Raw genomic sequence first — 11,982 nt, 5'->3', positions numbered from 1 at the left:
TACGCTTAGTTTTCGGTGATGGCCGTAAAAGCATTTCAAGTGAAAAAGGGGCTGTACTCCTGCATGCTGGTGCAGAAGAGTACAGTCCCTTTTTACGAAATGAATCAGCAAGCACGCAATCGTCTGCTAATTTGATCCATTGGCCTTATCGTAGGCTGAATGTAATTTAAAATCGTATCCGCTGTAACGGCAGTCTTTCTCCGTTCGCCACTTTATGTGGGATTAGAAAGGGGCGCTACTTGGGATTGCGCAGGCCCTTGGGCAGGTGATTCTTGAGCTGGCCGCCGCTGGCTTTGCCCCAGCCGAGGGGGAGCCCGTCCGTAGTCACCAAAGTCCAGCCCCTATATTCGGACGGAATGGAGAGCACCTCTCCCCGCAAATAAGCAGCCGTTTCGGCAGAATCTGAAGGCAGATCCCAGCTTCTGGCGGCTTGGCCTGGATTCAAGGACATGGCAAGGGCGTGAGCCGGCTCGATCCGATTCTTCTTCAGGTGGGCGAGATGAAGGCCGGCGCGCGGCATCTTCAGCCCCTTCAGCTGCTTATCGTGCCAAGGGACGCTCTCGCTGACCGGCAGCCAATATAATTCTTCGCCGAACAATATCGGCGTGCCACCGCCAAGCTCAAAGCCGGGGAGGTCCTGCTTCGCCCAGTCTTGAAAGTCGGCCAGGGCGGAAAGCGCAGGAGCCTGTTTGCCGCCCCGGTTTGATTTGGCCTGAGCCTTACCGCTGTTGGTAAAGGTCTCTTGATCGTCGCTGTAAGCCTCGGCCGCAGGCGTTTTGACCAAGATGGCAACAAAATGCCCCTCGCCCCGCTCCAAATGTGGCCATAAGCGCTTCATTTGCTGCAGTTCCAAATCGGGATACTGCGAGAGAATGTGCTCGATCATCTCCTCATTTTCCGCCGTGTTGAACGTACAGGTGGAATACGCCAACGTTCCGCCTGGCTTGAGCATCCGGTAAGCCTCCTGGACAATGTCCCACTGCCGCGCAACGCACAGATCCACGTGTTCAGGCGACCATTCGGCAATTGCAGCGGCATCCTTTCGAAACATGCCTTCACCGGAGCATGGCGCATCTAGCATGATCCGGTCAAAGCAGGCAACGAAACGGCGGGATAGCTGATCCGGTGCCGCACTCGTAACGACGGTATTCGTTATTCCCATACGTTCCACGTTCTCGGCCAGAATGCGCGCCCGTTCGGGGTGGATCTCGTTGGAGACGAGCAGTCCCCGGCCCATCATTTTCGAGGCGATATGGCTTGTCTTGCCACCGGGAGCCGCTGCAAGATCCAGGATGGTCTCCCCGGGCTGAGGATTCAGCAGTTCCACCGCGGACATTGCCGAGGGCTCCTGAATATAATATAGTCCGGCGGCATGATAAGGGTGCTTTCCTGGACGAACGCTTTCATCATAATAGTATCCGGTATCACACCAGGACACCGGCGTCAGCCGGAAGTCCCGGATGAGTTTTTTGACGCTGTCTGCGGCATGAACCGCTTTCAGCCGGTTAAGACGCAGCCCATGGGTGCGGGGCGAATCGTAGCTGTCCCAAAAGTCACATGAGGCATCCCCAAGGATTTCGTTTATGCTGGTGACGAAACCGACAGGCAATAGTTCCTTTCCCATTCGTTAATAGCTCCTTCTTTAGAATAAGGTTCATGTTGCTGCGTTAAGGCAGTTAATCCCTGTTCAGAGCTCATTTCTTCTCTTGTCTCTAAGGAATCGGTCATTAGTTTATCACGTTGCCGCAGGGGGAGTAAAGAAATGTCAAGCAAAAAAAGACCGCCCCCTTCATATCGTGGGCAGTCTGCGCCAGTGTTATCCGGCTGATTCCGTTGGTTCGGTGGATGCGGTTTTAAGGGACCGGTAATCGGATACCTTGTTTTTGCCTGTCGTCTTGGAATGATACATGGCTTTGTCCGCCTGTTTCATCAGCTCATCGCCGCGAACGCCTTTGCGCAGCACGCTGTATCCGATACTGATGGTTACGATGCTCTCGCTCGCCACTCGGGCTCGGATCTTCTCGGCGACCTGCGCGGGTTTGGCTTTGCGGTCAACGACCAAGGCGACCAATTCCTCGCCGCCATACCGGCCCGTAATTCCGATGCCTTCAAGCTCTTCCTCCATGATGGCGGCGACCTGCTTCAGCACTTCATCGGCTCTGGCGTGTCCCTGGGTATCATTCAGCTTCTTGAAATTGTCGATGTCGCAGAAGATGGCGGATATCTTCAGCTCCTGCGTCGCGTAATGGTCCAAATGCTTCATAAAGTGCCTGCGGTTGTAAAGCCCGGTTAATCCGTCCGTAATGGCGGACCGGTAAATGGACTGCATCAGCTCCACGATGCGCCTGAACAGAATGAAGAACACGATGCTGTAAAAGAGCACAGGCAGCGCGAGCGCCAGTCCCTGAAGCGCAGGCGACAGGCTGCCGGAATAGGTATGTACCGCTTGCAGAATCGTCCAGATGACGTAAACGGCAAGCCCGAGCGCGTATTTGATCGGCTGTCCGATCCGCGGGGTTACTTGCGTGTAGGCTAGGTAGAGCGCAGCGAGCTGCAGCACGTCAAAATATATGCTTTGCCATATCGGGTCAAGGGTGTATGGAAGGAATGAGGGAAGCATGAATGGAAGCATAAGCAGTGCGGCCGACAACAAGGGAAGCCAATAATGCATGGTTTTGATTTTGCGGTACAGCATGACAACCGAGATGTTCAGCAGAACGAACGAAAAAAGCTGGATGAAACGCAGAACGTCCGACTCCGGTGAGAAAACAGGTTTTCCCGTCCATGCCGAATGGATGTTCAGACCCTCGTATGTCATAATGAAGAAGAAAGCTGCCGCCATATATAGGTAAGCATTCTTGCGTTGCTTGCTGTACATAAAGAGACACATGATCAGCATCATGAGAGCGATATAAGCTCCGCACACGGCAAATATGGTGGGTAGTGGAGAAGTGGACCAGTAGTTCAATTCATAGGACAAATCGATTCACTCCTGAATAGGGATAGGTTTCCTTTGCATGAAACATATGTTCTAATATATCATATCGAAAAAGAATCTGAAAAGAGATTTAGAGAAAGGGGGATCCCCATGAAACTTCTTCAGGCATTATTCTTCCCTCCTGAACAGCCGGGCGGCGTCTCGTCCATGATTCCATATTTGCAGGAGCGCTTTCATTCCTCCCGTTGGGAGATGGAAATGTTCTGGCTGCCTAAGCGGATCCGCAACAAAGGCCAGGAGGATCCGCTATTCCACACGTTTGATTGGAGAGAGTTCGAAGGGAGCCCGATCGTGGCCAAATACCTTCAAACCTACCGGGATTATCTGTGGTGGACCCGTCTGCGCATTCAAAAGCCTTATGATCTTATCCATAGTCATCATCCGATCGCAGGCATGTCGATGAAAGCCGTATTCCCCGAGGTGCCGCTCATCCAAACCGTGCACTCCAGTTACGAGCGCGAGCTGATCCTCAACGGAAGAATCAAGGAGGGAGGGCTGGAACACCGGTTCCTGGTGTCTTTGTACAAGGAGCTAGAGCATATCAGCGACCGGCTGCTGACCGTGTCGAACTCCTTCAAGGCGTATATGTCTCCCTACGTGAACACGCCCGAATCGATCGGCGTCATCCATAACGGATTCGATGATAAGAGATTCAAGCCCGTTCCCCATGAAAATGCGGTGCCTCAGCTGATTACGGTATGCCGTCTGGTGCCTGCAAAAGGATTGGATATTCTGCTCCAGGCCTGCGCGGAACTGAAACGGAAGGGATATGATTACGTCCTTCATATTATCGGCGACGGACCTTCCCGCCAGGAGCTCGAGGAGATGGCCAAAACGCTGGGCATCTACCAGGAGACGATTTTTTACGGCTATACGCTGCATCCGGAGGAGTTCATGCCGTTCTTTGACATCTTTGTCCTGCCTTCGAGAGCAGAGGCGTTCGGATCGGTGTTCGCGGAAGCGGCGCTCAGCTGTCTCGCCTTGGTAGGGACCGACGTCGGCGGCATCGCCGAGCAGATTGAGGACGGGGTCAACGGTTTGCTTGTACCGCCTGAAGATCCGATGGCTCTCAGCGTGGCGCTCGAGAAGGTCATCAGCGATCCGCTCTATCGTTACGAGCTGGCCCGGACCGCTTCGGATAAGGCAAAGAACCAATACTCCTTGTCCAGATCCGTGAATGAACTGAAAAAAATGTATTTGAAATTTCAACCCCAGATAGAGAGTTAGGGATCGGTTATGGCTTCTTTTCGATTTATTCACGCTGCGGATTTGCATCTGGACAGTCCGTTTATCGGAATCAGCGGACTCGATGACGATCTGCGGTCTTTCGTTCAGGAATCGACCTTCCGTGCGCTAGAGCGGCTTGTGGAGCTCGCCATCGGGGAGCAGGTTGATTTTATCGTCATCAGCGGAGACGTCTACGACAGCTCCAACATTTCGCTGCGGGCCCAGCTTCGCTTCCTGGATTCCCTCAACCGCTTGGGGCGGGAAGGGATCGCGGTTTATGTGATTCACGGCAATCATGATCCGCTCGACAGCACGAAGCTGTCCATGACGCTTCCCTCCCATGTCCATGTCTTTGGGGCAGAGCCTGCAGCCGTAACGGCTGTTCGCCGTTCGGACCATCAAGAAGTGGCGGTCATCGCCGGCATGTCGTACCCGACCTCGAAGGTCACGGATAATATTGCGATCCGCTATCCTGCTCCCTCACCGGGGCTCTATCATATCGGACTTCTGCATGCGAACGTGGACGGAGATCCCCAGCACGAAACCTATGCTCCCTGTACGAAAAAGGAGCTGGTTCAGGCCGGATTCCACTACTGGGCGCTCGGGCATATCCACTCCCGCCGCACCCTGCAGGAATCTCCTTATATCGTGTACCCGGGCAATATCCAGGGACGCCATGTCCGGGAGACGGGCCCGAAGGGATGTTATGTCGTCGATGTGGACGGCAGCTTCAACACGAAGCTCAGCTTCCATGAGCTCGATTCGATGCGATGGAACGTCGTTGAAGCGCCTATCGATGCTTGCCGGGACGTCGACGACTGGCGACGCTCCCTGGAGTCCATCCTCACCGATACAGCCAGAGCCAACGCGGATCGGCTAAGCATGATCCGCGTTCGGGTTACGGGACGAAGTCCGGTTCACCGTCAGCTAGAGGGCGGATACGTGCTGGACGAGCTGCTGACCGATCTGCGGAGAAGAGAGGCCGCAAAGGGCAAGACATGCGGCTATCGGGGCTGCGTCTGGATCGAGAGCTTCTCGCTTCAATCCGGGGATGCGATCGATACGGAGAGGCTGTTGGCGGAAGACAGCTTTACGGGGGACTTGCTTCGCCTTGTCCGGAAGGAGCAGGAACGAATTCATGATCCGGACGGGGTTGTTGCCAAGGGTTTGGAGCCTCTTATGGAACATGCGGAGATCCGCTCGTTGCTTAACGAGACGAGTCCGGAGGAAATGCTGGATTGGGTTCGCAGGGCGGAGGAGCTGACTTTAGGGTTATTGCTGCGCGAACGTTCGCGGGAGGAAGGTGCCGGAAGATGAGGCTGGAACGGATGAACATACAAGGTTTCGGAGCCGTCCGGGACATGAGCATTTCCATCGATGCCCCCGTAACCGTGCTGTATGGGCCGAATGAAGCGGGGAAGAGCACGGTCCTGCATTTTATCAGCGCCATGCTCTACGGGTTCCCGGGCAAGGGCTCGCCGGCGGAACGCGGAGAGCCCTCCGGGGAAGGCGTTCACGGAGGCGAGCTGCGTTTTCTTGATAAGGAGGGGATACCTTGGGTGGTCCGGCGCTATAACCGGTCCAGGGAAGGAAATGCCGCCTCCGGCAAGGGCGAACGTGTACATATTCATAAACAAGCGGATAACGGGCTCGTGATCGAGCTCGGGCAGCAGGAGCTGGAACAATACGCTTTGGGCGGCGTGTCCAGGGACATGTTTCGCCAGCTGTTTGCCATCTCGTTAAGCGAACTGCAGGAAATCCGCGGTCTGCACTCCGCCGAGATGAGCGGCTACCTGTTCCATGCCGGGATCGGCGGCGGAGCCAACATCCTGGAGGCCGAACGCAAGCTGTCCCAAGAGATGGACAAGCTGTATAAGCCTCGCGGGAAGGTACAGCAGACAGCCAAGCTGCTGCAGTCCATCGAGGATTTAAGAACCCGGGTTGCAGTCAGCCGGGCTTACGTATCCCGCTATAACGAGGTCGTAAGCTCCATTCTGGAAATAGAGCGCCGTTTAAAGTTGCTGGAGCAGGAACGTGCCAGGGCTGGCGAGGATTTATCGCTGCTTCGCAAAGCGCTGGACATCCGTCCGGCTTGGCTGGAATGGCAAGAGGCCGGGGTTGAATTGAAGGATCTGATGGACAGCAGCCATTTCCCCCCGGATGGAATGCCCCGTTATGAGAAGATGCTGGAGGAAGAGCGAGTCCTTCATGCCCAGTCCATCCGCGTTGAGCAGGCGATCGAGGATGCGGAGGATAAGCTGGGGGCTCTACCCGTGAACGATTTCTTGGAACAATACGGCGAGCGGATTGAGGAGCTGTCGGCAAAACGAAGTCTACATGAAGCCGGGAACCGCGAGCTTGCCGAGCTTACGGCCGAATATAAAGCTCAGGAAAACCGGCTGGAGCAGCTGCTCCGGGATATCGATCCGGCATGGACCCGGCAAGAGCTGCTGTCGTTGCCGGTGTCCGCCTCAGAGCGTGAGGAGGTACGGCGGATCGGTGCTGCCTTTGCCGGGTACGATCGCCGGATGGAGGCGCTGTTCATTGAACAGCGGGGGGCCCAGCGCTCGGCGGCTGCAGCCGAATCGACGCTGCGGGAAGCAAGGCGGCAGCTGCGCGAGGAGTCGGAGCGGGGCCAGGAGGCCTTTGCGATGATTAAGCTTGCTTCGCCGCAGGAGACGGCTGCGCTGTGGAATCAGCTGCAGCTGGAAATCGAGCGTTGGCGCGAGCGCAGACTGTCCGGTGCCGAGCCCGTGCCTGTTTCGACACGCCGGCCGGGGAGAGGACGACTCCCCCGGATGTATGCGGGCCTGCTATCGGGCATGGCGGTCATGACGCTGCTGCTTGCAGCCGTGTTGTTATGGACGGGAGCCGCAGAAGCCGCCGTGGTCTCGGGCATCGTGATGCTGCTTGGTATGGGATATATATACTGGAGCGCTCAACGCGGGCGCGAGATTCAGGATGAAGCTTCGGAAGGCACTTCCATGCTGGACGGTCAGGGAACGGAACATGTGGACCATCTATACTCCAGTCTGGTCTCAGCTCCCTATGCCGCGGCAACAGGGAGCACGATTCCGGGCAGCCGAAGGGATCGAAACGCTGTTTTGACTCGTGACCCCCTCATGGTGGAGGCGAGAATGCGCGAGCTTCGGTCCGTGATGGAGGGCTGGCAAGCCTGGCGGCAGCGGCTCGATCGATTGACGTCCGATTGTGCGGCGGCTGAGGAGAAGTCTGCCCTGCAGGCGGCTGAATTAAAAACGATCCATAGCGCCATCGAGCAGGAAGAGAAGCGGTATTTGGAGCTGGAACGGCAGTGGGAATCCTGGCTGAGGTCCCGGTCACTCCCGCAGAGTCTGTCGCCTGACGTGATGCTGGATGTATTCGTGAAGGTTGAGCAGGGACAGGAGCTGATCCGCCAGCAAAAATCGATTGGTCTGAAGATGGATGTCCTGTTAAGAGAGGCCGAGGATTATATCGTCCAATGCCATGAGATCATTGCGGCGGATCCCGAAGCCGACCCTGACGGCAACCGAAATCCGGGCGTGACTGAGCTTAGCGGCATCCATTCCCGTTGGAAGGCGTACCAAGAGGATTCAAGGCAGCGTAAAGTCCTATCCGAGCGCATCCAGGAGCTGCGCAAAGAGGCGGCAGCGATGGAAGAGGAGCGGGAAGGGCTGCAGCAGCGCAAAACGGCATTACTCGCATCGTCCCGATCGGCGGACGAGGAAACCTTTCTTCGCATGGGAGCTGCCGCCAAGCGCAAGGAGGAGCTTGTCCGCACGATCCGCCATCATGAAATTACCATGTTCAGCGGATGGGACGAAACGGGCCGCAGGCGGCTGGTGCAGCTGCTTGAGCTTACCGACGCTGCCGAGCTCGAAGCTCAGTGCGTCGAGAAGGAGGAGGCCGCATCGGCCGCGCACAGCCTAAGGGACGAGCTGCAGGAACGGCGCGGGCGGCTGCTTCAGGAGAGGGAGTCGCTGGAATCGGCGGGCAATCAGGATTCCGCCCTGCAGCAGCTGGAGGAGCACCGATCCGCCCTGCGGGAAATCGTGTCCCAATATGCGGTGCGTTCGATGGCCTCCGAGTTTATCAAACGCACGCGGCGGATGTACGAGGAAGAAAAGCAGCCGCAGGTGCTGCAGCTGGCTTCCCGGTTCTTCTCGATGCTGACCGGCGGTGTGTACAGCCGGATTGTGATGCGCTTGGGAGACCAGAGCCTGCTGGCTGAGCGCCCGACGGGTGAGCTGGTGGAGAGCAGCCGATTGAGCCGGGGAACGGCGGAGCAGCTATATTTGGCCATGCGGCTCGGTTTGATCCAATCGATGCCGCATGCGGCGGGGCTGCCGCTGCTGCTTGATGATCTGTTCGTTAATTTCGACGGCGATCGGCTGCGGCATGCGCTCGGGGCTATCTCGGAACTGTCCCGTAATCGGCAGGTTATCATGATGACGTGTCATCGACATGTCGCCGAGCAGACGATGGAACTCATACCGGATGCACGGCTCATCCCGATGCAGCCATAAGATAGGGCTCCCCAAAGGCAGGCGTTACGCACCTTTGGGAGAGCCCTTTTATTTACCCCTGATTTCAGGTGTTCCGAATAAAGTAAGCCGGAGCACCCAGAGCAGGCACAATCCCCCGAACATCGGATAGAGCAGAGAGAGCAGGGAGCTGAAGCCGAACTGGCTGAAGAAATAACAGAACACCATGATGCCAAGGGTGATCACTCTCGGGGAGAACGAGGTTCGCTGCTGAACCTGCAGGGTGATGCCGTAAATATTGGCAACGAAGGTGCTGAAAATTTCAAGGAAGATCAGGATGAGATAGATGATCTGTACAAACCAGCCCAGCTGGTTGGCGATGCTGCCCATCGGAATCTCGTATTGGCTAATGCCGGGCATATGGGCGGACATCGCAAAATGCGCCGCCATTAGCATAAACCCTACGCCCGTTCCTCCAATGATGCCCCCCCAGGTTACGGTTCGCGCGCTTTCGGTCTGGCTGCCGAGCGGGACCAGCACCGGCATCGCCATCACCAGGTTAAAGGCGGTGTAGAGCAGCGGCGCAAGCCAAACCGAAGGCAGGCTGTGATCGGTGGTCAAGGTTAAGAAACGGGTGGCGCCCGGGGACTGAAGCGTTTGAGAGATCACCGCCACCGATAAGGTCAGCATCATGGGCACGACGAGACTGTTCATCGTCATGATGGACTGGATGCCTTTTCTGAGAATAAAAAAAGTCCCGATCATCGTGACAAACAATCCGGTCTGATAACTCAAATTCAGATGCTCCACAAACACAGATCCGGCACCGGCAAGCATGATGCTGTTCACCCCGAGCAGAATGACAAACATGAAGAGGCTGATCCAGACGCCGGCTTTCTCGCCAAACAGGAATTTGTTCAAATCCTCAAAGGATTTGGCTCCGATCCGCCTGGATATCGTCATGATTTTCGTGCCGAGCCAAATGAACAATCCCGTCGTAAGCACAATGGTCAGTGTAGCCCAGTGGCCGTACTGGGTAAAGAATTGAAGGATTTCCCGGCCGGTAGCAAAGCCCGCGCCAACGACGGTTCCGATATATGTAAAGGCGATCTGTAAAACACGCATAAAATTACGCAAGCCTCGCGTCCCCCTTGAAAGTTAATCGTTCTGCATAGTACAAGGTATGCTTGGCTGAGCCGGGACATGACTTCTACCTGTCCAAGGCCTTCGACTGGAGGGGATTTGGACGCATAGCGCCAAGCAAGCGGAAAGCTATGTCAGGAATTATGACGGGAACTAGCAAGTTAAATGACGGAGCATCCGTTTGTACTTGCCGTACAGGGAGGAATATGTTACTTTTACGACAAAGGAATCATGGGAGGTCTTTGGGATGGATTGGTTAAAGGAGCGGATTGTTAAAGAAGGCGTCGTGTTGTCGGATCAGGTGCTGAAGCTGGATGCCCTGCTGACGCATCAGGTTGATCCGGCATTGATTATGGACATGGGCCGGGAATTTGCGACGAGATTTAAAGAGAGCGGCGTGACCAAGGTCGTTACGCTGGAATCCTCCGGCATATCGGTTGCCTTTGCCGCAGCGCTTGAATTGGGAGTCCCCATGGTATTCGCCCGGCGCAAAAAAACGCTGCTCGCCGATCCAGACGCCTTATGCGAGCGGGTGCCGTCTTTCACCAAAGGCATTGTCACGGATATCATGGTGTCGCGCCAGTTTATCGGCGAGGGCGATAAAGTGCTCTTCATCGATGACATTATTGCAAACGGAGACGCCGCGAGAGGGCTGATCAAAATCATTGATCGGGCCGGGGCGGAATTAATCGGGCTTGGCGTCGTGATCGAAAAGAGTTTCCAAGCCGGGGCGAGAACGCTGCGCGAACAGCATGTTCACGTGGAATCGCTTGTCACCATATCGTCGCTTGAAGGTGGGAAGATTTCGTTCAGCTAAAACTTAGGGTCTCCTTAGGCTTGTCTTGGACCGATTGTCACGGGCTGGGTCTTAGGTCATGAACGGTTGTTACCCTAGTCTAAACGAAGAGAAAAAATGGTAATTTGAAGTAAATGATAATGGGATTTCCGCCTAAAATCTCAACTAAATCTTTTCGCCTCCGTGATTTTCGCTTATAATAAAGAGGTAGGCAAGAGAGAGGAGGCAGCAACATGGGGAAACAACCTGTAACCGAGCCGTTTTTGATTGAGAAGCTGAATGAAGCGAAGGTACATTTTGAACGTGCTTTGGATTGTAAACATACGGAGTTTGATGATCTATATCCCTATATGATTGAACATCCTCAGTTCTTCTGGTACAAACGCTATGTTGCCTGGTCAGAACTGCTGACGATTGCCGGATTGTGCGAGGAGGTTTCCTTCGAATGGAAGGAACAGTTTACGCCTCAGCAGGTCGAATATATCGAGAAGCGCGTCATGTCTTCCACCGTGCTGGATTATTGGTACGAGAAGAATGACAGCATCGAGCCGGCTCAGCGTTAATGGGTATATAGAACATCTCTTAATCGGGATGTTTGTCGATATCGCAACGCATTCAAAGGACCTAAATGATCTCATTTAGGTCTTTTTTTGCACAGTAAGTGATGAAGGAGGCATGGCGATGATCAGCGATGAAAGACTCGATGAGCTGCGGATCTCCGGCGAACTGGTCCGGGTTGTGCGGGATGGGCTGGAGACCAATGATATCATAGGGTTCGTCGTAGCCTGGGACCCGGAGCAGGTTATCATCCGCCGCAGAAACCGGCGGGTCGTTAAACTGGATCGGCGCTACAGCTACCAGCTCAAAAAAGAGCCAAGAGTCAGCCCGGTCGAAGAATAAGCATAGAACTCGAATTCGTCGGACAACTTAACCTCGAAAACTATTTTTTCGGGAAGAGGTGCTTTTGGTTATGGAAATGTCCAATGACAAGGTCTCGGCATACAAGAATGAAATTCAGAATTTGAAGCAGAGCATGCCGGACATGGCAGAAGCGTATCATCAGTTCACCGGCGTTTGCTTTCAGGATGGCGAGCTGGATGCGAGAACGAAGCAGCTGATCGCGCTTGGGATCGGATTGTTTGCCAACAATGAGCTGTGTACCTTCTACCATATGGAGGAAGCCCGTGCCAAGGGAGCCTCGGATGCTCAGATCATGGAGGCCGTAGCCGTGGCGTCTGCCGCCAGCGCGGGACATGCTCTCTCGCAGGGACTGACCCGCGTGCAGCATAACCTTCATTGATCTGTGATAAAAAATAACCGTCTCTCCCGAAGCG

General features: G+C 55.1%; 10 protein-coding genes. 7 read left to right on the top strand and 3 right to left on the bottom strand.

Annotation, left to right across the window (positions count from 1 at the left end; genetic code table 11):
- Positions 1–235: 235 nt before the first annotated feature.
- Positions 236–1,624 (bottom strand): RsmF rRNA methyltransferase first C-terminal domain-containing protein, encoded by a 1,389-nt coding sequence (locus tag MHI43_RS23155; protein ID WP_036660242.1) that lies wholly within the window; start codon positions 1,622–1,624, stop codon positions 236–238.
- A 192-nt stretch (positions 1,625–1,816) separates the two neighbouring features.
- Complete coding sequence (locus MHI43_RS23150) at positions 1,817–2,980, bottom strand: GGDEF domain-containing protein (RefSeq protein WP_036660243.1); 1,164 nt, start codon at positions 2,978–2,980, stop codon at positions 1,817–1,819.
- A 108-nt stretch (positions 2,981–3,088) separates the two neighbouring features.
- Between MHI43_RS23150 and MHI43_RS23145 the strand changes: the two genes are divergently transcribed.
- Genes MHI43_RS23145 through MHI43_RS23135 form a run of 3 tightly spaced genes read left to right on the top strand, consistent with a single transcriptional unit; the run spans position 3,089 to position 8,751 of the window.
- Positions 3,089–4,225 (top strand): glycosyltransferase family 4 protein, encoded by a 1,137-nt coding sequence (locus MHI43_RS23145; RefSeq protein WP_036660244.1) that lies wholly within the window; start codon positions 3,089–3,091, stop codon positions 4,223–4,225.
- Positions 4,226–4,234: 9 nt separating this feature from the next.
- Positions 4,235–5,542 (top strand): DNA repair exonuclease, encoded by a 1,308-nt coding sequence (locus MHI43_RS23140; RefSeq protein ID WP_036660246.1) that lies wholly within the window; start codon positions 4,235–4,237, stop codon positions 5,540–5,542.
- Between the two features lie 11 nt (positions 5,543–5,553).
- Positions 5,554–8,751: an AAA family ATPase gene (locus MHI43_RS23135; protein ID WP_235201622.1), complete on the top strand. Its 3,198-nt coding sequence runs from the start codon at positions 5,554–5,556 to the stop codon at positions 8,749–8,751.
- A 48-nt stretch (positions 8,752–8,799) separates the two neighbouring features.
- Here MHI43_RS23135 and MHI43_RS23130 read toward each other — a convergent pair whose 3' ends face one another.
- Positions 8,800–9,846 (bottom strand): membrane protein, encoded by a 1,047-nt coding sequence (locus tag MHI43_RS23130; protein WP_036660250.1) that lies wholly within the window; start codon positions 9,844–9,846, stop codon positions 8,800–8,802.
- Positions 9,847–10,099: 253 nt separating this feature from the next.
- Here MHI43_RS23130 and MHI43_RS23125 point away from each other — a divergent pair, with 253 nt between their 5' ends.
- The 4 genes from MHI43_RS23125 to MHI43_RS23110 all read left to right on the top strand — a co-directional run bounded on the left by MHI43_RS23125 (position 10,100) and on the right by MHI43_RS23110 (position 11,948).
- On the top strand, positions 10,100–10,669 hold the full coding sequence (locus MHI43_RS23125) for a xanthine phosphoribosyltransferase (RefSeq protein WP_015736662.1): 570 nt from the start codon (positions 10,100–10,102) through the stop codon (positions 10,667–10,669).
- 212 nt (positions 10,670–10,881) lie between these two features.
- Positions 10,882–11,211, top strand: a complete 330-nt coding sequence (locus MHI43_RS23120; protein ID WP_009594840.1) for a hypothetical protein — start codon at positions 10,882–10,884, stop codon at positions 11,209–11,211.
- A 118-nt stretch (positions 11,212–11,329) separates the two neighbouring features.
- Complete coding sequence (locus MHI43_RS23115; protein WP_015736661.1) at positions 11,330–11,548, top strand: hypothetical protein; 219 nt, start codon at positions 11,330–11,332, stop codon at positions 11,546–11,548.
- A gap of 70 nt (positions 11,549–11,618) precedes the next feature.
- The gene (locus tag MHI43_RS23110) at positions 11,619–11,948 is read left to right on the top strand and encodes a carboxymuconolactone decarboxylase family protein (RefSeq protein ID WP_009594838.1); all 330 of its coding nucleotides are present in this window, start codon (positions 11,619–11,621) and stop codon (positions 11,946–11,948) included.
- Positions 11,949–11,982 lie beyond the last annotated feature (34 nt).

Origin of the sequence: Paenibacillus sp. FSL H8-0457 (assembly GCF_038051935.1) — a bacterium.
Lineage (GTDB): Bacteria > Bacillota > Bacilli > Paenibacillales > Paenibacillaceae > Paenibacillus_AQ > Paenibacillus_AQ lautus_A.
Note: the sequence above shows the minus strand (reverse complement) of the source record. Positions and strands in the feature narration are given on the sequence as shown.

Bases quoted from the DNA above. Each gene is read 5' to 3' on its own strand.
- MHI43_RS23155 (WP_036660242.1), bottom strand. From the start codon at position 1,624: ATGGGAAAGGAACTATTGCCTGTCGGTTTCGTCACCAGCATAAACGAA.
- MHI43_RS23145 (WP_036660244.1), top strand. From the start codon at position 3,089: ATGAAACTTCTTCAGGCATTATTCTTCCCTCCTGAACAGCCGGGCGGC.
- MHI43_RS23140 (WP_036660246.1), top strand. From the start codon at position 4,235: ATGGCTTCTTTTCGATTTATTCACGCTGCGGATTTGCATCTGGACAGT.
- MHI43_RS23135 (WP_235201622.1), top strand. From the start codon at position 5,554: ATGAACATACAAGGTTTCGGAGCCGTCCGGGACATGAGCATTTCCATC.
- MHI43_RS23125 (WP_015736662.1), top strand. From the start codon at position 10,100: ATGGATTGGTTAAAGGAGCGGATTGTTAAAGAAGGCGTCGTGTTGTCG.
- MHI43_RS23120 (WP_009594840.1), top strand. From the start codon at position 10,882: ATGGGGAAACAACCTGTAACCGAGCCGTTTTTGATTGAGAAGCTGAAT.
- MHI43_RS23115 (WP_015736661.1), top strand. From the start codon at position 11,330: ATGATCAGCGATGAAAGACTCGATGAGCTGCGGATCTCCGGCGAACTG.
- MHI43_RS23110 (WP_009594838.1), top strand. From the start codon at position 11,619: ATGGAAATGTCCAATGACAAGGTCTCGGCATACAAGAATGAAATTCAG.